Origin of the sequence: Nocardiopsis codii (genome assembly GCF_036327455.1) — a bacterium.
GTDB lineage: Bacteria > Actinomycetota > Actinomycetes > Streptosporangiales > Streptosporangiaceae > Nocardiopsis > Nocardiopsis codii.
On record NZ_JAUZMY010000050.1, the window covers coordinates 1 to 23,661 of the forward strand.

The 23,661-nt window shown below is 71.2% G+C and carries 22 protein-coding genes and 1 tRNA gene; 10 read left to right on the plus strand and 13 right to left on the minus strand.

What is annotated here, in order from left to right; all coding sequences use genetic code 11:
• Positions 1-699 precede the first annotated feature (699 nt).
• The 3 genes from Q8791_RS29840 to Q8791_RS29850 all read right to left on the minus strand — a co-directional run bounded on the left by Q8791_RS29840 (position 700) and on the right by Q8791_RS29850 (position 4,707).
• A complete protein-coding gene (locus tag Q8791_RS29840; protein WP_330095192.1) occupies positions 700-1,629 on the minus strand; it encodes a universal stress protein in 930 nt (309 codons plus the stop codon).
• Positions 1,630-1,738: 109 nt separating this feature from the next.
• Positions 1,739-2,650 (minus strand): universal stress protein, encoded by a 912-nt coding sequence (locus Q8791_RS29845; RefSeq protein ID WP_330095193.1) that lies wholly within the window; start codon positions 2,648-2,650, stop codon positions 1,739-1,741.
• Positions 2,651-2,748: 98 nt separating this feature from the next.
• Positions 2,749-4,707, minus strand: coding sequence for a nucleotide-binding protein (locus Q8791_RS29850; protein ID WP_330095194.1), 1,959 nt, complete (start codon positions 4,705-4,707; stop codon positions 2,749-2,751).
• A gap of 181 nt (positions 4,708-4,888) precedes the next feature.
• Between Q8791_RS29850 and Q8791_RS29855 the strand changes: the two genes are divergently transcribed.
• Both Q8791_RS29855 and Q8791_RS29860 read left to right on the plus strand, forming a co-directional pair.
• The gene (locus tag Q8791_RS29855; protein ID WP_330095195.1) at positions 4,889-5,863 is read left to right on the plus strand and encodes an NAD(P)H-quinone oxidoreductase; all 975 of its coding nucleotides are present in this window, start codon (positions 4,889-4,891) and stop codon (positions 5,861-5,863) included.
• A 32-nt stretch (positions 5,864-5,895) separates the two neighbouring features.
• The gene (locus Q8791_RS29860) at positions 5,896-6,429 is read left to right on the plus strand and encodes a bacterial proteasome activator family protein (RefSeq protein ID WP_330095196.1); all 534 of its coding nucleotides are present in this window, start codon (positions 5,896-5,898) and stop codon (positions 6,427-6,429) included.
• Between the two features lie 62 nt (positions 6,430-6,491).
• Here Q8791_RS29860 and serS read toward each other — a convergent pair whose 3' ends face one another.
• Complete coding sequence (gene serS / locus Q8791_RS29865; RefSeq protein ID WP_330095197.1) at positions 6,492-7,760, minus strand: serine--tRNA ligase; 1,269 nt, start codon at positions 7,758-7,760, stop codon at positions 6,492-6,494.
• A 119-nt stretch (positions 7,761-7,879) separates the two neighbouring features.
• Between serS and Q8791_RS29870 the strand changes: the two genes are divergently transcribed.
• Positions 7,880-8,089 (plus strand): hypothetical protein, encoded by a 210-nt coding sequence (locus tag Q8791_RS29870; protein WP_330095198.1) that lies wholly within the window; start codon positions 7,880-7,882, stop codon positions 8,087-8,089.
• 42 nt (positions 8,090-8,131) lie between these two features.
• Here the strand turns inward: Q8791_RS29870 and pheA are convergent, their stop codons facing one another.
• The 7 genes from pheA to Q8791_RS29905 all read right to left on the minus strand — a co-directional run bounded on the left by pheA (position 8,132) and on the right by Q8791_RS29905 (position 14,574).
• Positions 8,132-9,079 (minus strand): prephenate dehydratase, encoded by a 948-nt coding sequence (gene pheA, locus Q8791_RS29875; RefSeq protein ID WP_330095199.1) that lies wholly within the window; start codon positions 9,077-9,079, stop codon positions 8,132-8,134.
• 73 nt (positions 9,080-9,152) lie between these two features.
• Positions 9,153-9,989 (minus strand): DUF4446 family protein, encoded by an 837-nt coding sequence (locus Q8791_RS31905; protein ID WP_407942081.1) that lies wholly within the window; start codon positions 9,987-9,989, stop codon positions 9,153-9,155.
• A 36-nt stretch (positions 9,990-10,025) separates the two neighbouring features.
• Positions 10,026-10,874 (minus strand): glycosyltransferase family 2 protein, encoded by an 849-nt coding sequence (locus tag Q8791_RS29885; RefSeq protein WP_330095200.1) that lies wholly within the window; start codon positions 10,872-10,874, stop codon positions 10,026-10,028.
• Between the two features lie 10 nt (positions 10,875-10,884).
• The gene (locus Q8791_RS29890) at positions 10,885-11,241 is read right to left on the minus strand and encodes an STAS domain-containing protein (protein WP_330095201.1); all 357 of its coding nucleotides are present in this window, start codon (positions 11,239-11,241) and stop codon (positions 10,885-10,887) included.
• Between the two features lie 121 nt (positions 11,242-11,362).
• Positions 11,363-11,980, minus strand: a complete 618-nt coding sequence (locus Q8791_RS29895; RefSeq protein ID WP_330095202.1) for an ATP-binding protein — start codon at positions 11,978-11,980, stop codon at positions 11,363-11,365.
• Positions 11,981-12,103: 123 nt separating this feature from the next.
• Positions 12,104-14,164 carry a PAS domain S-box protein gene (locus Q8791_RS29900; RefSeq protein ID WP_330095203.1) on the minus strand — a complete coding sequence of 687 codons (2,061 nt, stop codon included), beginning with the start codon at positions 14,162-14,164 and terminating at the stop codon, positions 12,104-12,106.
• A gap of 77 nt (positions 14,165-14,241) precedes the next feature.
• Complete coding sequence (locus tag Q8791_RS29905) at positions 14,242-14,574, minus strand: rhodanese-like domain-containing protein (RefSeq protein WP_330095204.1); 333 nt, start codon at positions 14,572-14,574, stop codon at positions 14,242-14,244.
• A 78-nt stretch (positions 14,575-14,652) separates the two neighbouring features.
• Here Q8791_RS29905 and Q8791_RS29910 point away from each other — a divergent pair, with 78 nt between their 5' ends.
• A complete protein-coding gene (locus tag Q8791_RS29910) occupies positions 14,653-15,174 on the plus strand; it encodes an SSI family serine proteinase inhibitor (protein ID WP_330095205.1) in 522 nt (173 codons plus the stop codon).
• A gap of 88 nt (positions 15,175-15,262) precedes the next feature.
• Here Q8791_RS29910 and Q8791_RS29915 read toward each other — a convergent pair whose 3' ends face one another.
• Both Q8791_RS29915 and Q8791_RS29920 read right to left on the minus strand, forming a co-directional pair.
• Positions 15,263-15,877, minus strand: a complete 615-nt coding sequence (locus Q8791_RS29915; protein WP_330095206.1) for a TenA family protein — start codon at positions 15,875-15,877, stop codon at positions 15,263-15,265.
• A gap of 239 nt (positions 15,878-16,116) precedes the next feature.
• Positions 16,117-16,199: transfer RNA gene (locus Q8791_RS29920), tRNA-Leu, on the minus strand.
• A gap of 229 nt (positions 16,200-16,428) precedes the next feature.
• On the opposite strand from Q8791_RS29920, the gene Q8791_RS29925 reads away from it, so the two are divergent.
• The 6 genes from Q8791_RS29925 (at position 16,429) to Q8791_RS29950 (ending at position 23,658) form a co-directional block, all read left to right on the plus strand.
• Positions 16,429-17,196 carry an FhaA domain-containing protein gene (locus Q8791_RS29925; protein WP_456238166.1) on the plus strand — a complete coding sequence of 256 codons (768 nt, stop codon included), beginning with the start codon at positions 16,429-16,431 and terminating at the stop codon, positions 17,194-17,196.
• Positions 17,197-17,483: 287 nt separating this feature from the next.
• Positions 17,484-17,990: an FHA domain-containing protein FhaB/FipA gene (locus Q8791_RS29930; RefSeq protein ID WP_456238167.1), complete on the plus strand. Its 507-nt coding sequence runs from the start codon at positions 17,484-17,486 to the stop codon at positions 17,988-17,990.
• A complete protein-coding gene (locus tag Q8791_RS29935) occupies positions 17,987-19,333 on the plus strand; it encodes a Stp1/IreP family PP2C-type Ser/Thr phosphatase (RefSeq protein ID WP_330095208.1) in 1,347 nt (448 codons plus the stop codon). The genes Q8791_RS29930 and Q8791_RS29935 overlap by 4 nt, the downstream gene beginning before the upstream one ends.
• 7 nt (positions 19,334-19,340) lie before the next feature.
• Positions 19,341-20,750 (plus strand): FtsW/RodA/SpoVE family cell cycle protein, encoded by a 1,410-nt coding sequence (locus Q8791_RS29940; RefSeq protein ID WP_330095209.1) that lies wholly within the window; start codon positions 19,341-19,343, stop codon positions 20,748-20,750.
• Positions 20,747-22,204: a peptidoglycan D,D-transpeptidase FtsI family protein gene (locus Q8791_RS29945; protein ID WP_330095210.1), complete on the plus strand. Its 1,458-nt coding sequence runs from the start codon at positions 20,747-20,749 to the stop codon at positions 22,202-22,204. The genes Q8791_RS29940 and Q8791_RS29945 overlap by 4 nt, the downstream gene beginning before the upstream one ends.
• Positions 22,204-23,658, plus strand: a complete 1,455-nt coding sequence (locus tag Q8791_RS29950) for a serine/threonine-protein kinase (RefSeq protein WP_330095211.1) — start codon at positions 22,204-22,206, stop codon at positions 23,656-23,658. The genes Q8791_RS29945 and Q8791_RS29950 overlap by 1 nt, the downstream gene beginning before the upstream one ends.
• The last annotated feature ends 3 nt before the right edge of the window (positions 23,659-23,661 follow it).

The window sequence follows — 23,661 nt, forward strand, 5'->3', positions numbered from 1 at the left end:
CCCCCACCCCACTCGGCCGCACACCCATGACTCACCTCGGACAGGTCCGAGACTGAGCGGGGACCAGAACTGACCGAGAACACCATGGTGACCCAGGGCACTGTGATCTGTCAGGGGATTTGGTCACAAAACCTGATGGCAGGATCGGCCGCTCTGAGACCGTCACTGCGGTCTTACACCGAGAGCAGTCCTATCCGCTCGCATAGGCACTTGGCAGGCGCCTGGTGGTACCAAGGGGCTCGCGCCCCCTGGACCCCCCGAACCCGCACGGAACCTGGCGCGACACAGGACGTGCGGGGGCGCAGGCCGACCGCGCCAGAACCCGCGCGGGACCAGAACCGTGGTTGCTGCCCCCTGGGGTACCTGAGCGGCGCTCTCTCACCCATCGGGGCATCCGAAGCGCCCCAACTCCATCGCACATTCATCGCACATGACTCCGAGAAGGGCCCGGAAGCGCTGAGAAGCCCTCAGAACATCCGCGCAGGTCACAAGCCGATTCGCCGGTTTGTCGACAGGTCGTCAGACCCCCTCGGACCAACGGGGCTTCATGGGTTCAAATCCCATACCCTCCGCAGATTCCCCAGGTCAGAGACCTATCGGGGAACACGGCGAAGGCCGGTGGCCCGCTCCGGCGCACATGCGTCGCACAGGGAGCGAACAGCCACCGGCCTTCCGCGTGTCCGGGCAGGGCCGGCCGACCTACTCGTCCTCGTCGGCGTGCCTGGGGAGTACGACCACGGGGATCGTGGACCGGTGCAGCACGCCCTGGCTGACCGAGCCCAGGAGCAGGCCGCGCACGGTCCCCCGGCCCCGCGAGCCCACCACGATCGCGTCGGCGCCCTCGGAGGCCTTCAGGATGGCGCTCACCGGGCTGTCCTGGGTGCGCACCACGCTGATCTCGACGTTGAGGTCCTCACGCCGCTCGTCGATGACCTCGGCGAGAAGCTCCGCCACCAGCTCCTCGGACTGCCTCTCGAACAGGTCCTCCTGGGGCTGGTATCCCGCGGCGGTCATCGCGACCGGGTCGTAGGGGTAGGGCACCTCCCAGCTGTGGACCACGACCAGTTCGGCGTCGCTCTCGGCCGCCAGGTCGACGGCCAGGCCCAGGGCGCGGTGCGCGTTCCTGGAGCCGTCGACACCGACCACGATCCGGTCCATCGACGTGGACACGGGTTTGCCCTTGTGGGAGGGCACCACCACGACCGGGCACGGTGCGTGGGCCGCCACCCGCACGCTGACCGAACCCACGAACAGCGACTTGAACGTGCCCATCCCCCGGGTGCCCACCACGATCAGGTCGTGGGGGTGGCTCTGCCGGAGGAGGGCCAGCGGCGCCTCCTCCATCGCGGTCAGGGCATCCGTCTCCACGGTCGGGTGGAGCTTGCGGACATGCGCCTCCGCCTCACCCAGCACGCCGGTGGCCTGGCCGTGGATCTCCGGTGTGGGCTCGAACCGTGCGGCTCCCCCGTGGGCGGACACGATCAGGGGCATCCCCAACGCGTGCACGATCCGGAGGACGGCGTCCCGTCGGACGGCCTCCGCCGCCGCCCACTCCAACGCCGCCCGGGAGTTGTCCGAACCGTCGATCCCCACGACGACCCGGGCCGGGCGCACCTCTTTGCTTGCCATAGCTCCCCCTTAGCACTGCGACAGCACTGCGAACCATCTTCACCGAGTAGACCAGCGCCGTGCCGGAACGGCACAGGGCGAAGGTCGTCACTCAGTCCGGCCTACGGCCTCAGTCCGTCTCCTCGGAGTGCGGCGGCAGAACGGCGACCGGCACCCCGGAACGGTGGATCACCCCCTGGCTGACGGAGCCCATCACCAGTCCCCTGACCCCGCCGCGTCCGCGCGAGCCCACGACGAGAAGGTCGGCGTCGGCGGAGGCTTCCAGCAGGGCCTTCACCGGGGCCGCCCGCACGCGCACCGCGCTGATGTCCAGGTGGGCGGTCCGTTCGCCGACGACCTCGGCGAGGAGACCGGCGACCACCTCCTCGGACTGGCGGTCGAACACCCCCTCGTGGAGGGACTGGGCGTCGGCTTCGAGGGAGGCGGCGTCGGCTGCCAGGGGCACCTCCCAGCTGTTGACGACCACCACCTCGGAACCGGTGAGCAGCGCCTCGCCCAGGCCGAAGCGCAGGGCGCGGCGCGACCCGTCCGAGCCGTCCACACCGACCACGAGGCGGCCCCTGTGCGGCGCCGGCTCCCCGGTGTCCGGGACCACCACCACCGGGCAGGGCGCGTGGGAGGACGTGCGGACGCTGACCGAACCCAGGAGGATCGCCCGGATACCGCCGTGGCCGCGCGAACCCACCACGACGACGTCCTCGTGCTCGGCCTCGTCGAGGAGGACGGCGGGGGCGTCCTTCGGGACGAGGACGGTCGCCACGTCCACCTCGGGCCTGGTCCGACGCGCGTACTCCGCACACTCGGTGAGAAGTCCGTGCGCCGCCTCCCGGGCGTCCTCCGCCAGGGGCCGCTCGACCACGGCGCCCAGGCCGAGTGCCACCGGCAGGCCCAGGCCGTGCACGATCCTCAGCTGGACCGCGCGCCTGGCCGCCTCACCGGTCGCCCAGGCCAGGGCTGCCCGGGACGCGGACGAGCCGTCCACCCCGACCACCACGGCGGGCGGGCGTTGCTGTGCGTTCATGCTGCACCACATCCCCTCCCCACCATTGTCCGGAACCGAGTCCCGTAAACCGGAGAGGCGCCCTCCGCGCGTTGTGCCCGTTCACGGCCGTTCCCGTCTCACCTGCGCCAGGCGAACGCCTCCCCGACCGATGCCGCCAACTGGAGGTAGGCGTCCCGTGTCCCCGGCGCGAGCTGTTCGAGGTCGACCTCCGCGCCCTCCTCCAGGTGGCCGTCCCAGGGAACCCGGACGACGTCGCGGCACCTGCCGGCGAAGTGCTCCTCCAGCCGGTTGAGATCGACGCTGCTCTTGCTGTTGGACCGCACCATCGACAGCACCACCACGGCGCCGCGCACGAGCGACCCGTGGCCGTGCGCCTCCAGCCAGTCGAGGGTGGCGCTGGCGCTGCGCGCCCCGTCCACGGACGCCGAGCTGACCAAGACCACCTGGTCGGCGAGCCCGAGCACCCCGCGCATCGCCGAGTGCAGCAGGCCGGTGCCGCAGTCGGTGAGGCAGATGGAGTAGAAGTGCTCGACCAGCCTGGCGACCTCGCGGTAGTCGCCGTCGCTGAACGCCTCGGAGACGGCGGGGTCGCGGTCGGAGGCGAGGATCTCCAGCCGGCTGGGCGACTGGGAGGTGAACCCGCGGATGTCGGCGTAGCGCGACACGAGGTGGCGTTCGTTGAGGAGGTCGCGGATGGTCGCCGCGGTCTCCAACCGCACCTTGTCGGACAGGGTGCCCCGGTCGGGGTTGGCGTCCACGGCGAGGACCCGGTCGCCGCGCAGCGACGCCAGGGTCGCGCCCAGCGCGACCGTCGTGGTGGTCTTGCCGACCCCGCCCTTGAGGCTGAGCACCGCCACCCGGTGGTGCCCGGTCGCGACGGGCGTGCAGGCGCGGGCCACCAGTTCGCGTTGGCGCAGGACCTTGGCGGACTCCCCCGGGTTGACGAGGCCGAGGGTGGCTGAGTGGACGGCGCGGCGCCAGCCGCCGCTCGGCCCCTGCCGCCGGTTGCGCACGAGCGTGGCCGCGTTGAGGGCGTCGGCGGTCTCCCCGTCCTGCTCGGGGCGCTGCTGGAGCGGCTGTCCGGAGGGTCGCGTGGACACGGGAACGAGTCCGGCGCGCGGCCCGGTGAGCGTGGGCGGGGGCTCGGGGCCGCGGCGCGGCCCCGAATCGGTGCGGCCCAGGACGAAGTCGGCCGGGCCCGGCCCCGCGGGGCGCAGCACGTCGGTGCGTTCGTCGTCCGCCCAGGGGCCCGGCACCCGGCCGGGGCCGGGAGCGGGAGGCGGTGTCGGCTCCGACCCGACCCCGTGTTCGGGACCGAACCCGTCCGGGCCCCGCCCCGGCGGCGTCCGCGTGCCCGGTTCGGAGCCCGGTGCCGGGTGGGGTCCGGACACGGGTGCCGGGCCCTCCGACCCGTTCACACCGGAGGGGGTGACCCGCTCGGTGTCCAGGGGCGGGAGCTGCTCGGGCTCGGGGACGTCGGAGTCGCTCCGCAGTCTGCGCGGCGCCAGGGGGTCCGGCCCGCCTCCGCCCGGGCGGGTGGGCCGCTGGAGGCGCTGGGGTCGTTGGGGGCGCTGCGGCCGCCGGGCCGGACCGGGCGTCGACCGCACCGGGCCGCCCCGCGCCTCGTTCTCGGGGGCCGGCGTGTCGTCGGCGCCGACGGTGTTCTCGGGGCGCTCCGGCTCACCGGCATCGCCGGCGTCACCGAGGCCACCGAGCCCGTCGAGGCCGCCGGAATCACCGGGGAGACCGGGGTCGTCCTCCTCGTCCGGTGGCGGCGCCTGGTATCCGGTCCCCGGCACGGGGGGAGGCGTGTCCTCGGGCAGCCGCGCGTAGGGGGGTGGAGGAGGTGCGGCCCCCTCGAACCCCCCGAACCACTGCTCCCTCGGGGACGGCGAGGGCGCGGACGGTTCCCGCTCGGGCGCGGACGGCTCCGGCGCGACACCGGCGGCCGGTTCACCGGCCTCCGCCGCGTCCCCGTCCGCGCTCTCCCAGAGCGACTCGGAGCGCTCCTCGGCCTCCGGCCCCGTGCCCGCCTCGGAGCTGCGACCCGACCCATGCTGTTCGTGGTGTGCCACCGGAGTTCTCCTGCTTCAAGGGGGTGTTCTGTGGAGGAAGGGATGCCCCACAAGGGGAGAGGCGGGATCCGCTTCCTGGTGTCACTCTTACCCGCCCCACCCCAGAGAAGCATCTTCCGGGGGCGGTGGACAGGGCAATCCGCAGCACCTTCCCTGAACCTCCCCGGGTACTGTCTGGCTCATGCACGCGATCCGTATCACCGAACCGGGAGGACCCGAGGTCCTCGCCTGGTCAGAGGTTCCCGACCCCGTCGCCGGAGAGGGGGAGGTGCTGGTGGACGTGGCCGCCGGCGCGGTCAACCGCGCCGACGTCGCGCAACGGCAGGGCACCTATCCGCCTCCGCCCGGCGCCTCCGAGTACCCGGGCCTGGAGTGTTCGGGCACCGTGGCCGCGCTCGGCCCCGGCACCGAGGGCTCCGGGTGGTCCGTGGGCGACCCGGTGTGCGCCCTCCTGTCCGGGGGCGGCTACGCCGAGAAGGTGGCGGTCCCCGTGGGGCAGCTGCTCCCGGTCCCCGAGGGGGTGAGCCTGGTCGAGGCCGCCGCCCTGCCCGAGGTGGCCGCCACCGTGTGGTCCAACCTGGTGATGGTCGGCGAGCTGCGTGCGGGGGAGACCGTCCTGGTCCACGGCGGCGGCAGCGGCATCGGCACCTTCGCCATCCAGTTCGCCCGCGCCCTGGGCGCCCGGGTGGCGGTCACGGCCGGCAGCGAGGAGAAGCTGGCCGCCTGCCGCGAGCTGGGGGCGGAGATCACCGTCAACTACCGGACCGAGGACTTCGCCGAGCGCATGCGCGCGGAGGGTGGCGCCGATCTCATCCTCGACATCATGGGCGGCTCCTACCTCGACGCCAACCTGCGTTCGCTGGCCACGAACGGCCGCCTCACGATGATCGCGCTGATGGGAGGCCGCCGCGCCGAGGTCGATCTGGGGCGTATGCTCGCAAAACGGCTCTCCGTGCACGCGACCACGCTCCGCTCCCGTCCCCTGGACGAGAAGGCGGCCATCGTGGCGGGAGTACTGGAGCAAGTGTGGCCGTTGGTACAACAAGGAGCCATCCGACCCGTCGTGGACCGTTCGGTACCGATGCGGAACGCGGCGGAGGCGCACCGCGTCATGGAATCGAGCGCGCACACCGGAAAGATCCTTCTCACCCGTTGACGGCGTGCCGGTACATCCACGTAAGGGGACTGATGAGCAGCGCAGACGACCAGAAGGACGAGCCCCAGGTACTGGTCATGGGGGCCGACCAGCACGACGGGGCCGACGGGGAGGACGGGGAGGAGCCCCGCACCCTCGCCGACATGGTGGAGCAGCCCGCCAAGGTGATGCGGATCGGCAGCATGATCCGGCAGCTCCTGGACGAGGTGAAGGCCGCTCCGCTGGACGAGGCGAGCCGCACCCGCCTCAAGGAGATCCACACCTCGTCGATCAAGGAGCTCGAGGACGGCCTCGCGCCGGAGCTCATCGACGAGCTGGACCGGCTGACCCTGCCGTTCGCCGACGGGGCGGCCCCCAGCGACGCGGAGCTGCGCATCGCGCAGGCGCAGCTGGTGGGCTGGCTGGAGGGCCTGTTCCACGGCATCCAGACGACCCTGTTCGCCCAGCAGATGGCGGCCCGCGCCCAGCTGGAGAACATGCGCAAGGCGCTGCCGCCCGGCCTCTCCGGCCTCCAGGCACAGGACGGCGTGGCCGACGAGCCGCACGTCTCCGGCCCGTACCTGTAGACCGCCCCGTACGCGAGGAGCCCCCGCCCTTCCCGGGCGGGGGCTCCTCGCGTTCGCGGGTGCTACTTCTTGTTCAGGGGCTCCAGGACGTCGCGGCCCAGGAAGGGGCGCAGTGCCTCGGGAACGACCACTGAGCCGTCCTCCTGCTGGTGGTTCTCCAGGATGGCGACGATCCACCGGGTGGTGGCCAGCGTCCCGTTCAGGGTGGCGGCGAAGCGGGGCTTGCCGTCCTCACCCCGGAACCGCACGTTGAGACGGCGCGTCTGGAAGTCGGTGCAGTTCGAGGTGGAGGTCAGCTCGCGGTAGGTCTCCTGGGTGGGGACCCACGCCTCGCAGTCGTACTTGCGGGCGGCGCTGGTGCCCAGGTCCCCTCCGGCGATGTCCACCACGCGGTAGGGCAGCTCCAGCTTGTCGAGCATCTCCCGCTCCCAGGCCAGGAGCCGCTTGTGCTCCTCGTGCGCCTGGTCCGGGTGGGTGTAGACGAACATCTCCACCTTGTTGAACTGGTGGACCCGGATGATGCCCCGGGTGTCCTTGCCGTAGGAGCCGGCCTCCCGGCGGAAGCACGGCGACCATCCCACGTACCGGTTGGGCAGGGCGTCGGCGGGCAGGATCTCCCCGGCGTGGTACCCGGCCAGCGGGACCTCGGAGGTGCCCACGAGGTACAGGTCGTCGGCGGCGAGCCGGTAGACCTCGTCGGCGTGCTCACCGAGGAACCCGGTGCCCTCCATGGTCTCGGGCTTGACCAGGACCGGCGGGATCATCGCGGTGAAGCCGGCCGCCACGGCCTGGTTCATCGCCATGTTGAGCAGCGCCAGCTCCAGCTGGGCGCCCACGCCGGTGAGGAAGTAGAAGCGGGAGCCCGACACCTTGGCGCCGCGCTCCATGTCGATGGCGCCGAGCATCTCGCCCAGCTCCAGGTGGTCGCGCGGCGTGAAGTCGAACTCGCGCGGGGCTCCGACGGTCTCCAGGACCCGGAAGTCGTCCACACCGCCCTCGGGTGCGCCCTCCTCCACGATGTTGGGGACGCGGGCGAGGACGGCGGCCAGCTCCTCGGCGAGGCGCCCGGCCTCGGCCTCGGCCTCCTTGACCTCGGCGGCGAGCGACTTGGCCTTGGTCAGGAGCTCCTCGCGGTCCTCCGGAGAGGCCTTGGAGACGGACTTGCCCACACTCTTCTGCTCGGCGCGCAGCGTCTCGAACCGGGTCAGCGCGGAGCGGCGGCCGGAGTCGAGGTCGAGCAGCCGGTCCGCGACGGAGGGGTCCTCACCGCGGGCCCGCTGCGAGGCACGGAGTCGTTCGGGGTCTTCTCGAAGAGCGCGAAGGTCGATCACGCTTTGCAGGTTACCGCCCGGGCTCCGCGGTGAGCACATCGTTTCCCGGGACCGCGTCATGAACGCACAGTGACGACGTACTCACCCGTGTAGGGGAACCGACTGTGGGGGAGGCCGCCGTGAAACCGCTGAACGAGATGACCACCGAGGAACTCACCGCCGCGCTGGAGGCGCTGGACACCGCGCGTCCCCGCGACACGGCGCTGCGGCTGGCGCTGTACCTGGAGCTGCGCCGCGCGGCGACGGAGGACTGGGTGTTCGCGTGCGGCGACCCACTGGACGACGACCGGGGGGAGGCGGACCAGCCGGTCGGCGGGGGCCGGGGGTGACCGGGCGGGGCCGCGGCCCCGCCCCCTCCACCGACGCAGGTGTCAGTCGACGTGCCCGGCGCGGACACGCGCCAGCCACTGCTCCGCCTCGGCGAAGTCGGCGTCGGTGGCCGGGCGGGGCCGGAGCGGGGGGTCGGCCTCGATGGCCTGCCCTCCCCGCGGGTAGCTGCCGAGGAAGCGCACGTCCCGGCAGAGGCGCCGGAGGCCCATGAGCGCCTCGCCGACACGGGCCTCGGCCACGTGTCCCTCGGCATCGATGCAGAAGCAGTAGCTGCCGAGTTTGTCCCCGGTGGGGCGCGACTCCAGCCTGGTGAGGTTGACCCCGCGCACGGCGAACTGGCTGAGGACCTCGATCAGGGCGCCGGGGTGGTCGTCGGTGATGAAGGCGACCAGCGACGTCCGGTCGGCTCCGGTGGGCGCGGGGACCGCCCCGGGCCTGGACAGGTAGATGAACCGTGTGGCGGCGTCGGACCGGTCGCCGATCCCGACGGCCAGCGCGTGCAGCCCGTAGCGCTCGCCCGCGATCACCGCGCAGATCGCCGCGTCGTAGGGCGCACCGGGTTCCGACACCGCGCGCGCCGCGGCGGCCGTGGACGAGACGGTGTGCGTGTCCGCGTCGGGAAGGCGCCGGGCCAGCCAGCCGCGGCACTGGGCGAGGGCGTGGGGGTGGGTGGCCACCCGCTTGACGTCCTCCAGGACGGTGCCGGGCCGGGCGAACAGCGCGAACTCGACGGGAACCGCCGTCTCACCGGTGATGAGGAGCGGTTCCCCGTTGACGAGTTCGGCGATGGTGGCGGTGACGCCGCCCTCGACCGAGTTCTCGAGCGGGACGACGCCACCGTCCACCGTCCCGGATCGGACCGCGTCGAAGACCGCGGCGACGCCGTCGCACGGGACGCGCGCCTCGTCGGGCGCGTCGGGGCGCAGGGCGCGCAGCGCGGCCTCGGTGAACGTGCCCTCGGGGCCGAGGTAGGCGTAACGGTTGGGCATGGTGCCAGGCTATACGGCCCGGTGGGCCGCGGATGGACGTGTCAGGACACGCCCCGTCGGAAGGGCGGTGCGGTCACCCCCGTACGGAGGTGCCCTCACCCGCCGTGTCCTTCGGGGACTCGACCGTGACCCGCATGCGCGTGACCGGCGGCCCGGCATCCGGAGCGCTGTCTTCCTCGTCCTCACCGGAGACGCCGTCCCCGGAGGTGTCCGAGCCCGGCTCCTCGATCGCGCCGGAGGCACCGTCCCCGGCCTCGTCCGAGTCGTCCGACGCCTCCCTGGAGACACCGTCCCCGACGGCGTCCACGTCCGCGTCGGCCGCCTCGTCCCCGGCACGGTCACCCGGTGGATCGTCCGTCTCGGCCTCGTCCTCGGACTCCTCGACGCTTTCCAGCACCGTGACCATGGAGTCCGTGTCGGTGCCCGTCCCGCCCGGCGCGGAGCCGGTCACCGTGGCGGTGGACGCCGCGGTCTCGATCGGGTCGACCGGGACCGCGGGCGCCGGCACGATGGCGCCGACCCCGTCGCCCAACCGGGCGGACCGGACGACCCGGTACTCCTCCGGGCTGAGCAGGATGTCGCCCTCGCCGCGTATAACGGCCTTGGCGTAGGTGCGGGACTCCGTGCGGCCGTTGATCGAGGTGAGCACCACCCCGTCACCGGCGCTGTTGAGCAGTGCCATGGAGAAGGAGCGGGCGCCCGACATCTCCTCCAAGGCGTCGTAGTGCAGTACGGCCACGTCACGGACGGCGAACGGGTCGACGCCCGAGGCGCCCACCGCCGCCGTCCGATTGGCCAGGACCTGGGATTCGTCGCCGATCGCACGGGCCCTGGTCAGGGCGTACCTGCCGAGGGCGAGACCGCCCAGACCGGCGACCAGACCCAGCGAGGCGATGATCGTAGTGAACACAGCGCGAGCGTATCGCTACGCATCGCACCTATGGTGCTACTCCTGGCGATTTCGCCGAGCCCTGTGACCGAGTTTTCGCGACATTTGCCGTCCCGTGAAGGTCACGGGTCCGCGGGCCCGATTCCATCGCCGCCGGACAGCCGGCCGGACCTCCCTGACCACCAGCGCTCTCACCACGTCCGTGAACTGGTGGGCGCGGTGCAGTTGTGCCCGCAGGTCGGTTCCGGTGGCCCGGTGCTCCAGCGGCACCTCCACCTCCTCGACACGGAAGCCCGCCCTCAGCACGTCGATGGTGAGGCCGGTCTCCACCCCGAAACCGGGCGCCAGCGGCTTGGCCGCCTCGAAGGCCGCGCGCGTCAGGCAGCGCTGCCCGTTGAGCGGCTGCTCCGGTTCCCACCCGGTGGCCCTGCTGACCCCGTTCCGCGCGAGGCGCACCACGAAGCCGTGGCCGCCCAGGCGCATGCGGGTGGCGGGGAAGAGCGCGATGGTCATGTCCGCCTTGCCCTCGCTGACCGGCTCGACCAGCGGGGCGGCCCCCGACGCCGTACCCTCCAGGTCCGCGTCGAGGAACAACAGGTGTCGTGGCGGGCGGGGCGTGCCGGCCGCGGCCTCGTGCTCCTCGATGAGCCGGACGCCCTCGGCGCCCGTCTCCATCGCCGCTCCCTTGCCCCGGTTGCGGCTGTGCTTGAACACGCGCGCCCCGGCGCGGAGGGCGACGTCCGCCGTCGCGTCCGCGGAGCCGTCGTCGACCACGACGACCAGGTCGACACAGGGAAGGTCACGGGCGGCCCGCACGGTACTGCCGACGCGTTCGGCCTCGTCCTTGGCGGCGATCACCACGGCGACACCGGTTCCCTCCGGGCCGCAGGCCTCTCTCTCGCGCACCTCGCCCCGTCTACTGGGCGGTGCCGGTCCCCGCGGCCACCGGCAACGCGTCGAGGTCGGCGTGGATGACGAAGACCTCGACCAGGCCGGTGACCTGCAGGACCTTCATGACCGCCGGCTTGGGCGCCACGAGTTCCAGGTCACCGCCCCTGTCACGGGATCGCTTCATCGCGGAGAGCAGCACGCTGATGCCGGTCGAGTCACAGAACTCCGTCCGCGACATGTCGATGACCAGCCGCCGTGCCCCGTCCTCCAGGGCCCCGACGAGCTCGCTGCGCAACTGGGGTGCCGTGTACAGGTCGATCTCACCGCCTACGGTTACCACCGCGACGTCTTCTTGAGATCGGCTTGATATCTTCAACTCCACGGACGTGACTGTAGCGCTCCGACCACCACCCGGCCACTTCGGTGACGGCGTGTTGACGGTGTTTCGCTACATCGGTCACGTTTCTCCGAGTGTCGGCGCCCCGTCCCCCCGACGGGCTCCCTCAGAGCAGCGCGCTCCTGGCGCGCTCGTCGTCGCGGAGGTGGAGGCGCAGCTGGACGACGCCGACGGCGCTCCGCTCCACGAGCTCTTCGACGGCACTGCGGGCGTGGTCCTCGTCCGCCCCGCACTCCGCGCGGTGGACGTCGTCGGCGGAGATCTCCAGGACCGCCCACACCGTGGTGGTCGTCGCGTCCATCTCGGTGCCCCAGCGGCCCGACAGGGTCTGGACGATGCTCAGTCCCCGGCCGCCCAACCCGGACACCGAGGGCCGCGCGACCCGGGGCATCGTGCTGGAGCCTCCGTCGCGCACCGAGATCTCCACCCACCCTCCCTGCCGGGAGCCGCGGTCCACCTCGACCCGCCAGGACACACCGACGGAGTTCTCGGGGTTGCCGGGGGTGGGGAGGGGGCTGGCGTGGCGGAGGGCGTTGCTGACGAGTTCGCTCAGGACGAGGGCGGCGTCGTCGACGCGGTCCTCGCAGAGCTTCATCGCGTGCAGGTCCCCGCACAGTCGCTGCCGGGCTCCCGCCACGCTCGCGGGGGCGTAGGGAAGTACGACGCTCCGCTCGACCTTCTGCGGGCGGTCCCCGGTATCGACTGGGGTGCTGTCTCCTGACACGTTTCGTCCCTGCGCGTTCGTGCTTTCTCGGGCGGACCGGAACTCGCCCGATGTGTGACGGCGAATTCCACCAGGGGTGGAAATGCCCCGATCACCTCGCACGGAAACCCGCGCCGGGCCGAATCACGGGGCACGGCTCGCGCGTAACGGCCCGGATCGCTGGCGTGACAGGGCTTCAGGGGTTTGAGAGGTTTTTGTCGATTCGTGGGAGGAAGGTTGCTGGTGGGACGCGTCTGACAGGGGCACCGCGCCGAAGGCACCGGTGCGCAGCGGGTCCGCACCCGGCGGCTCCACCGCCCCGGACTCCCCGCCCAGCTCGGGGTCCTGGTCCTCCCCGCGGTGCACCGGCACCGTGAAGCGCATCCGGGTTCCCCGCTCCAACCGGTGGGCGGTCACGTCCCCGCCCTGGTCGCGGGCCAGCTGCCGGACGATGTAAAGGCCCAGACCCAGACCGCCGAAACCGGTCTCCCCGTCGCCGCGCGCCCCCGCCTGCACGAAGCGGTCGAAGATCCGCTCCTCGTCACCGGGGCGCAGCCCCACGCCCTCGTCGTCCACGGTGACCGCGACGGTCTCGGCCTCCGCGCGGGCGCTGACATGCACGCGACCGCCCCCGGGCGAGAACTTCAGCGCGTTGTCGAGCAGCTGGTCCATGATCATGCCCGTGGCCAGGCTGTCCCCCGCGGTCGGAGGAAGCGCGTCAGGCCCGTCCAACGACACCTCGTGCCGGTCGGAGAGCGGCCGGAACGCGCTGACAGCCTGGCGCAGCACGTCGAGCAGGTCGAACCTGTCCCTGCTGACCTGGATCTCGCCGCGCGCGACGTCCGAACCCAGCTGGAGCCGGTCCACCAGGGTCACGAGGGCCGACGACCGGTCCGCGATGGTGCCGACCGCCTCGTACTGCGAGTCCGGTGTGAGCCGCGCCCACTTGCGCATGAGGGTGGTCGCGTACCCGTGGATCACCGTGATGGGGGTGCGCAACTCGTGGCCACTGGTGGCCAGGAAGTCCTCGCGCTCCTCCTCCATGGCCTTCTGCGCGGTGATGTCCCGGAAGTCCACCACCCACTCGTGGGTGCGCGGAATCCTCGCCATGAGGATCTCCAGCCAGCGTCCGTCCTTGAGCTTGTGCTTGATGGGCTGGCCGTGGCAGGCGGGGAGGGGGAACGGCGGGTGCCGGCCCTCGACCGCGTCCACGGTGTAGCCGGTGAGCTCCACCGCCGAGCGGTTCCACTTGCGCACCCTGCCGCCGAAGTCCAGCACCGCGATCCCGTCGGCGCTGGAGTCGGCCACGGCCTGCTCGTGGACGCGCTGGAGGTTGAGCTCCTCGTAGGCCAGGGCGTTGCCGATCGCGACCCCCGCGTGCGCGGCGAGCAGTTCGAGCAGCTCCAGCTCGACGTGCCCCACCTTGCGCTGGCTGTAGAGCGCGTACAGGGCCCCGTACGGGCGGCCGTGCACGTTGGACACGCACAGGGCGATGGTGTGCAGCCCCGGCAGGTCGGCCCAGACCAGGTCCTGGAGGCCGCGGGTGTCCTCGTTGGCCAGCAGGACGGACTTGCCGCTCCGCAGCAGCTCCCCGAACAGGCTGTCCTCCAGCGGGGCGGTGAACCCCTGGAGCTCGTCGGACAGCTCCGAGAGGCTCACCAGCTCCACGCGGTCCTCGTTGAGGAGGACGAACCCTCCCGCGTCCGCGCCCGTCAACTCGGTGATGCCCCTGGAGATCCGGTCGAGCACCGACTTGAGGCTGAGGTCGGCGTTGATGTCCACGACCACGTCGGTGAGCCGGCGCACCAGCCGGGCGCGCTCCATGGCCGAGCGCTGCGCCTGCACGTCGTTGTCGGAGGGGTAGAGGTTGATCACCCACCCGGCGAACCGGCCGTCTGCGCCGGACACCCGGTTGGCACCGATCCGGACGTCGATGACCGTGCCGTCCCTGCGCACCCGGCGCGTGTAGAGCGACAGCGGACTTCCGGAGCGCACCTGTTCGAGCACCGCGCCGTGCTCGCCCTTCAGGTCCGCGGGGACGATCGGCAGATCGCCGCCGAGCACCTCGTCCGCGCGCCAGCCGAACATGCGCTCGGCGGCGGGATTCCACACGGTGACCCGGAGCTCACTGTCGAGACCGACCACCGCGTCCGCTGACGAGGCCAGCACGGCTTCGGCGCTGAGGGGCGCGCGCTCGGAACTCACGACGTCATAGTGCCACCCGAAAGCCGCCGAGTGGCAGGGCTTTGCACAATCCGATCAAATTCCGCCCCGAAAGTGCCTCAGAGGACCCTGGGCTCCTCGCCGGCGCCCGCCTCCATGTCGCGCCCCGCGTGCTCCCACGCCTGCATCCCGCCGGACACGTTGACCGAGTCCCAGCCGGACCGGTTCAGGGCCGAGACGGCCTGCGCGGAGCGCCCGCCCACGCGGCAGACCACGTACACCTTCCGGTCCTGGGGCACCTCGCCCGCCCGCTGCCCCAGCTCCCCGAGCGGGATGTGGACCGCGCCGGGAGCGTGGCCCGCGTTCCACTCGTCGCCCTCGCGGACGTCGAGCAGGTAGGCGCCCTCGGGCACCTCGGTGACGTTGGTCTCCGGAACACCGTTTCCGAACAATGTGACCCCCTGTGTCGTGATGATGCGAAAAATGTGAGAACTCGGGAACCCGGCGCGGACGCGCCACGTCAAAGCGGTATGTCACAGCACACCTTCGCGACGGCTCTGCCGGCCCGCCTCGCCGCTCTCGCAGCCCTTGGCCTGCTTATCACGGCCTGCGGCAACGAACCCGCCGAGGTGAACGCTCCGGCACCCGAGTCCGACCAGTCCACCGACCCCTCCTCCCCCGGCGACGACGAAGAAGAGCAGGGCGGCGACGGCTCGGCCGGCGTCGAGCTGACGATCGAACGCTCCCTGAACGACGACGAGGCCCTGTCCCCCGAGCCCGGCTACGAGGAGGGGACCTGGACCCTCACGTGCGCACCGGCGGGCGGCGACCACCCCGACCCCGAGGCGGCGTGCGCCCAGATCGACGAGGTCGGCGCCGAGCCGTTCGTCCTCGACACCGACGACATGATGTGCACGATGATCATGGGAGGACCTGAGGTCGTCCATGTCACCGGGCACGTCGAGGACACCGAGATCGACACCGAGTTCAACAAGGTCGGCGGTTGCGAGGTCGACAGGTTCGAGTCCGTGGAGACGGTGCTCAACCCTTGACCCCGACCGCGGTGAGGGGGAGTCGGGCCGTGCGGCCCGGCTCCCCCTCGCCGTCTCCCCGCCCCGGGCGCTTCCGGCGCCCGCGGGGTCAGGAGGTGAAGGGGGTGTCCCAGAAGGCGACCTCGTGGCGCATGCCCTCCAGGAAGAAGCGCTCCGCGCGCTCCGGGTCGGGGTCGGCCTCCTCCAGCATCCGCCCGTACCTCTCCGTCAGCAGCGTGAAGTCCGGGTCCGCGTAGGTGTCGACCCACCGCCGGTAGCGCGGCTCCTCCGGACGGCTCCCGGCGAGCGCCAGCCCCAGCTGGTTGTAGCCCCACATGCAGGGGTAGACGGCGGCGAGCCCGTCCCGGTAGTCGGCGGCGGCGTCGAGCAGCCACGAGGTGTACGCGGCACAGGCCGGTCCCTTGCCCTTCGTGGTCAGGTCCGCCCCGAACTCCCCGGAGAGGGAGCGGTGCAGTTCCAGCTCCTCGTTGAGGGTGCTGTGCGCGATACCGACCAGGTCGGCGAGGTGGCCGTCGGGGGCCTGCCAGGCCAGCCGGGAGAAGGCGCGCGCGTAGTCGAGCAGGTAGAGGTGGTCCTGCTCCAGCCAGTAGCGGAACGCGCGGTCGTCCAGGTCTCCCCGGGAGATGCCCGCGACGGTCGGGTGCGCCAACTGCTCGGCGACCAGCGGTCGCCCGATCTCGTGAAGTCGTTCGGTGATTCCCACGCCCGGAGTGTCCCACCCGGCCCGATCCGCCCGCGAGGCGGCCGGCCCCGGGGCAGCCGCCCGGAAGCGGCGCCCCGTCCTGCTCCGTCCCGGGCGCGGAGAACCGGGACGCCCGGTGACGATCGGTTCACGATCTCCACCCGGCCGACCCCGCGCCGACCGCCCGGCCACCTGTGGGACAACGACGAAGCGGCCCTGGTCACGAGCTGTACTCGTGGCCAAAGCCGCTTCGGGTAAAGTGGGCGAGGAGGGATTTGAACCCTCACATCCTTTCGGACACACGGACCTGAACCGTGCGCGTCTACCGTTCCGCCACCCGCCCGGATGACTCTCATTCAGTTGTGTTGCCAGGTGATCCGGGCTTTTCGTCCGTTTCCCCTGGCGACATGGATAAGGCTAGCACGGTCTGAACGCGGGTCGCACACCGGTTTCGGCCCATCCCCGAAGGGCTCCCCGGACCCCCTCCCGGGGGTGCGCCTGAAACCAGGGGCACCCCGACCCGGTTACGATCGTCTACACATACGAAGTGGAGTACAAAAGGGAGGTACCTCGTGGGAGTGCTCCAACGCTTCGAGCGCAGGCTCGAGGGCATGATCGAAGGCACCTTCGCGATGGCCTTCAAGTCCGAGCTCCAGCCGGTCGAGGTGGCGAGCGCCGTCCAGCGTGAGATGGACGAGCGGGCAGCCATCGTCGCCCAGGGCCGCACCCTGGTCCCGAACGACTTCATCGTCGAGCTCGCGGCCAGCGACAAGGAACGGCTCGAGGTCTACGCCGACAGCCTCGGCCAGGAACTGTCCAAGCTCGCCCGTGACTACGCGACGGAGCAGGGCTACTCCTTCGTCGGTCCGGTCCGCGTCCACTTCAGGTCCGACGAGGGCCTCAAGACCGGCCGGTTCCGCATCCGCTCCGGCGTCGTGCGCGGCACCATGGTCGGCCCGGAGGGAGAGGTCCGGCAGCCTGTCGGCGACCCCGGCGCGGCCGGCGGCCAGCAGCAGACCGGGCGTCCGCGCCTGCTGATCTCCCCGGGAGGCGCCACCGCGGAGGGCAGCATCGCCAGCCACGGCTCGCAGCAGTCCTTCGAACTGACCACCCCGGTGACCCTCCTGGGCCGCGGCACCGACTGCGACCTGCGACTGGTCGACAACGGCGTGTCCCGTCACCACGTGGAGATCCGGCTGGACGGCGACGAGGCGGTCCTGGTGGACAAGGGATCCACGAACGGGACCTTCGTCAACGGACAGCAGGTCAGGCAGGCCCGTCTGGTGGACGGCAGCAGGATCAGCCTCGGCCGCACCACGATGACGTTCCGGCGCGACTGAGAACCCCGCCACAATCGACCGATCAGGCCCGACGCGAACCGCAACAAACCCAGTTCCGTCGGCGTCTGACAGGTCGTGGCCCGGACCGGGACGATACCGACCTGTGTCGGATATCCGGCCGGGAGGGTAGTCTCCGCGAAGACCTGACCGATCGGGCACACGGACCGCGGCCGCAGGCCGCGACCAGCGACCTCGACACTCACCGACCCGAAGGTGGGGAAGACACGGTGGCGGCGCCGATGACCGCTACCCCGGCCGAAGCACGACAGGGGCTGAAGAGCAGTTCGATGTCCAACTTGACCCTCATATTGATCAAGATCGCGTATCTCGCGGTGCTTTGGCTGTTCGTCCTCACGGCGGTCGGCGTCATTCGCACGGACCTCTTCGGCCCGTCCAAGAAGAAACCGCGGAAGAAGCCCCGCCCCGGGCCGCGCCCCGCCCAGCGCCGTGAGGCGGCCGCCCCCTCCCACTCCTCGGCCCGTCCGCAGCGCCCGCGCCGCAACGAGCCGACCGTGCTGGCAGTGACACAGGGGTCCCTCTCCGGGACCACCGTCAACCTGGGTTCCCAGCCCATCACCATCGGACGCGCCCCCGACTCGACGCTCGTCATCACCGACGACTACGCCTCGGGCCGCCACGCGCGCGTCTACTCCGAGAACGGCCGCTGGTTCGTCGAAGACCTCAACTCGACGAACGGCACCTACCTCGGCCAGCAGAAGCTGAACCGCCCCCAGCCCATCACGGTGGGTCAGCCCATCCGTATCGGCAAAACCGTCCTGGAACTGCGCAAATGACAATCGCTCTCCGATACGCGGCGTACTCCGATGTTGGATGCCTCCGCGAAGGCAACGAAGACTCCGGCTACGCCGGCCAGCACCTCCTCGCTGTGGCCGACGGCATGGGCGGTTACGCGGGCGGTGAGGTGGCCAGCTCCATCGCGATCTCCTCGATCCGCCGCCTCGACTCCGAGACCCACAAGTCCGACGAGATGCCCGAGGTCCTCCAGCGCGCGGTCGAGCAGGCGAACGTCTCCCTCTCCCGCCGGATCATGGAGGAGCCGCAGCTGGAGAACATGGGCACCACCCTGACTGCCATGCTGTGGTCCGGCTCCCGGGTGGCGCTCATCCACATCGGCGACTCGCGCGCCTACCTGTTGCGCGGCCCCCGCTTCGAGCAGATCACCCACGACCACACCCTGGTGCAGACCCTGGTGGACGAGGGCAAGATCACCGAGGAGGAGGTCGCGACGCACCCGCAGCGCTCCCTCATCCTGCGCGCCCTGGACGGCAAGAGCCCCGTCGACCCCGACATCTCGATCAACGACGCCAAGGTCGGCGACCGCTACATGCTCTGCTCCGACGGGCTCTCCGGGGTGGTCAGCAAGAAGACCATCCACGAGACCCTGGCGACCGAGTCCGACCCGCGCGGTGCGTCCAAGAAGCTCATCGAGCTGGCCATCCGCGGGGGCGGCCCGGACAACATCACCGTGGTCGTCGCCGACGTCATCGAGACCGACACCGACCGCGACGGGCCCACGCCCTCCGCGCAGGTCGTCGGCGCCGCCGACCAGCAGCCCGACGCCGCGGACGAGGGCAACGACTCCCCCGCCAGACGGGCGCAGGAACTGCGCGGCACCGGCGGCGACACCGCCGAGATGGACCCCGTCCGGGACGACGATCCGAGCGAGCCCGCCTTCCAGGAGACGTACGACGACTACGAGGCCCCGCCGGCCAACCGGCGGGGCCGTCCCGAAGCCCAGGCCGAGTACCGCCCCAAGCGGTGGTGGCCGATGATCCTGGTGTTCGCCGTGGTCGTCGCCGTCGTCGCCGGGGCCGCCTACTACTTCGGCCGCCAGTACGTGGACAGCCAGTACTACGTCGGCCCGTCCTCCAACGGCGACAACGTCGCGATCTACCAGGGCATCAACACCGACATCGCCGGTGTCAGCCTGTCGGACGAGCTCGAGGACACCGAGATCGCCCTCGACTCCCTGGCCGACGCCGACCGCGACGCCGTGGAGAACACGATCCCCGCCGAGAGCCTGGAGGCCGCGCGGGAGAGCATCGAGAGGCTCGAGCAGAACCCCGGGCAGACCGACGGCCGTCGGGGGACCGGCACCGAGGAAGGGTCCGGGTGAGGTCGGCTTGAGCAGCACGTCAGCACCGGAGGCGCCGACCGCGCTACCCCCGGTCAAACGGCGCAACGCGGAACTGGTCCTCACCGTCATCGCGATCTTCATCACGATGGCCGGTATCGCGATCGCCGGTATCAACCTCAACGGCCAGGTCCCCGGTGCGATGTGGACCGTCGGCCTGACCTTCGGCGCCCTCTCCGCCGTCGCCCATGTGGCGATGCGCTTCCTCGCCCCCTACGCGGACCCGCTGATCATGCCGTGCGCCCTGTTCCTGAACGGGATCGGCGTGGCCATGATCTGGCGTCTGAACGCCGCGGGCGAGGAGAACATCGAGGGCGTCGGCGTCGGTATGCAGTTGGTCTGGACCGCTGTCGGCCTGATCTGCTGCTTCCTGATCATCGTCTTCCTGAAGGACCCGCGGGTCCTTCAGCGCTACACCTACATCAGCGCCCTCATCGCGATCATCCTGCTGATGCTGCCGGTCATCCCGGGACTGGGCCACGCCGTCTACGGCGCCCAGCTGTGGATCAAGATCGGCCCGTTCACCATGCAGCCGTCGGAGTTCGCCAAGATCGCCCTGGTGATCTTCCTGGCGTCCTACCTGATGAGCAAGCGGCAGGTGCTCCAGATCGTCAGCAAGCCGATCAAGGTCGGCCGCTTCACCCTCATCGAACTGCCCCGCGCCCGTGACCTGGCCCCCATCCTGGTCGGCTGGCTCCTGGCCATCGGCATGCTGGTGGTCCTGCGCGACCTGGGCACCTCCCTCCTGCTCTTCGGCACGTTCCTGGCGATGCTGTACGTGGCCACCCAGCGCTCGTCGTGGGTGACCATCGGCCTCGTCATGTTCGCGGGCGGCGCGACGATCGCCTACTTCCTCTTCTGGCACGTCAGGGCCCGCGTCAACATCTGGATCAACGCGTTCGACCAGGCCGTGTACGAGGAGGTCGGCGGCAGCCAGCAGCTGGTGGAGGGCCTGGTCGGCATGGCCTACGGCGGGCTCTTCGGCACGGGCATCGGCGGAGGACAGGCCCACAACACCTTCGCCGCGGACAGCGACTTCATCCTCGCGTCCATCGGCGAGGAGCTCGGACTGACCGGCCTGCTGGCCGTGCTCATGGTCCTCGGCCTCCTGGTGGAGCGCGGCATGCGCATCGCGCTCGCGGCGACCGGGCCGTTCAACAAGCTCCTGACGAGCGGCATCGCGTTCGTCCTGGCCTACCAGGTCTTCATCGTGCTCGGCGGCATCTCCCGCGTCATCCCGCTCACCGGCTCCACCACACCGTTCATGGCCGCGGGCGGTTCGGCGCTGATGGCGAGCTGGATCATGATGGGCATCCTTCTCCGTATCAGTGACAACGCGCGCCGCCCGGCACCGCAGGCGATCCAGGACGAGGGCGCGACCCAGGTGATCCGACGATGAACACACCCATCCGCAGGCTGAGCGTCTTCGCCCTGATCCTCATCGGGATCCTGATGGTCAACATCACCTGGGTCCAGGGGTTCCAGGCCGACGCCATCCGCGCCGACCCGCTCAACCGGCGCACGTACAGCGAGCGCCTCAGCGAACCGCGCGGCCCCGTGCAGGTCGCGGGGGACAACGTCGCGTTCTCGGAGAACATCTCGCCCGAGGGGGAGCCCGCGCGCTACCAGCGCGAGTACACCGGAGGCGGCCTGTACACGCCGATCGTCGGGTCCTTCCGCACGTACGGCGCCTCGGGTATCGAGAGCGCTGAGAACACCCTGCTGGACGGCTCCGACGACCGCCTGGCCGTGCGCAACTTCCGCGACATCATCACCGGACGCGAGCCCGAGGGGGCGCAGGTCCAGCTGACCCTCGACGCCGCGGTGCAGGAGGCCGGGTACGAGGCCTTCGCCGGGCTGGGCGACAAGAACGGCGCCGCCGTCGCGCTCGACCCCAACACCGGAGCGATCCTGGGCGCGGTGTCCTACCCCTCCTACGACGCCAACGACGTCGTCAGCATCACGGAGATGGAGGATGCCACCAACAACTACGTGGAGCTGGAGAACGACCCGCGCAAGCCGCTGCTCAACCGGGCACTCAACGAGCGCTACCCCCCGGGGTCGACGTTCAAGGTGGTGACCGCCGCGGCCGCCATCGAGCACCTGGACGCGGGCCCGGACAGCACCATGGACGCACCGGACCGGCTGTCGCTGGGACACGACCTGCCCAACGCCACACCGGGGGGGACCTGCAACGGCGGCGACCCCGACACCCTGGCGCACTCCATCCAGATCTCGTGCAACACCTCCATGGCCAACTGGGCGATCGAGATGGGCGGCGACGCGCTGTCGGAGCAGGCCACCGCGTTCGGGTTCAACCCGGCGGAGGGCGAGGAGCTCACCGTGCCCCTCGGCGTGACCCCGAGCTACGCGCCGCCGGAGGAGGACCGCAACATCCTCGGACGCGCCGGCATCGGCCAGTCCAACGTCGAGTCGACACCCCTCCAGATGGCGATGGTGGCGGCCGGTGTGGCCAACGGCGGTGAGGTCATGCGACCCTACGTGGTGGACTCGGTCCGCGACTCGGACCTGTCCGTGATCACGCAGACCAGCCCGGAGAGCTACTCCCAGGCCGTCAGCGCCAGCACCGCCCAGGACCTGACCGACATGATGGTCCTGGTCACCGGCGAGGGCGGTTCGGGTACCAACGCGGCGATCCCCAACGTCCAGGTGGCCGGCAAGACCGGTACCGCCGAGACGGGTGGGGACAGCACCCACAACTGGTTCATCGGGTTCGCCCCCGCCGACGACCCCCAGGTCGCCGTCGCGGTCGTCGTCGAGTTCGGCGGTGGGAGCGGCAACGAGCTCGCCGCTCCGATCGCCCGTCAGATGATGGAGGCAGTGGTTCAGTAGTGAGTGCCTACGAGCCGTCTTCCCGGAACGGTCCCGGTGATCTCACCGGGACCGTTCTGAGCGACCGTTACCGCCTGGAGGAGCAGGTGGGATCCGGCGGCATGGGTACGGTCTGGAAGGCCACCGACACCCTGCTCAACCGGCCCGTCGCGGTGAAGCTCCTCCACCCCTCCCAGATGGCCGAGCCCACCGCCAGGGAGCGGTTCCGCACCGAGGGCCGGATCACCGCCGGCCTCTCCCACCCGGGGATCGCCCAGGTCTTCGACTACGGCGAGGAGGACGGCCGCGCCTTCCTCATCATGGAACTCGTGGTCGGCAACCCCCTGTCCCAGGTCCTGCGCGAAGAGGGCCACCTCAGCCCGGACCAGACCCTCGACTTCGTCTGCCAGGCGGCCAAGGCTCTCGCCGCGGCGCACGCCCGCGGGGTGGTGCACCGCGACATCAAGCCGGGCAACCTGCTGGTCACCCCGAACGGGCAGCTCAAACTCACCGACTTCGGTATCGCCCGCGGCGACATGTCGGTCACCCTCACCCAGACCGGCATGGTCATGGGGACGGCCCAGTACATCTCGCCGGAGCAGGCCTCGGGCCGCCCGGCGACCTCTGCCTCGGACCTCTACGCCCTCGGTGTGGTGGCCTACGAGTGCCTGGCCGGGACACCGCCGTTCACCGGCGACAGCCCGATCGCGCTGGCCCTCGCGCACACCCGCGACGAGCCGCCGGAGCTCCCCGACGACATCCCCGCCGACATCGACGACCTGGTGACCTCCCTCCTCCTCAAGGAGCCCGAGGACCGGCCCGGCTCCGCCAGCGAGGTCGCACACCTGGCCGCGGTCATCCGCTCCAACGCGGGCACCGGGCCGCCGACCCCCTCCACGGGGTTCAGCGGCATGGCGCAGACCATGGTCGTGGGTGCGATCCCCGGACCCGGGACGGGGCCGGTGTCACGTCGAACCGCCGGTCAGGCGGCCGTGACCCCTGTGGAGGAAGAGGACTCCGCTAGGCTGGCCGAGGCCTCCGAACGCAGGATCAGCGCCCCCGTGGTGCTCGCAGCGGTCGCGGCGACGGTCATGATCGTCGCCGCGGTGGTGGCCGGGTTCCTCTACGGGGGCAACGGCGAGGTCGACACCGTGGGCGACAGGACGCAACGCCCGGCCACGAGTCCTTCACCGTCCTCCACACCCTCGGAGGAACCGGAGGAGTCCGCTCCGGTGGACGTCCCCGCGGTGCCGAACAACCAGCCGGAGTGGTCTCCCGAGACGGACACGCCCCCGGAGACCGAGTCACCCCCTCCCGGGGAGGACGAGCAGGAGAGCGGTCCGCCCCAGGACGGCGAGGACGACGGGTCGGAGGAGGAGTCACCGGACGAGGAGGAACCACCGCCAGTGGAACCGGGTGACCCGGAGGACGGCGGAGGATTCCCCCCCGACAGCATCTCGATACCGAGGCAATGAGCG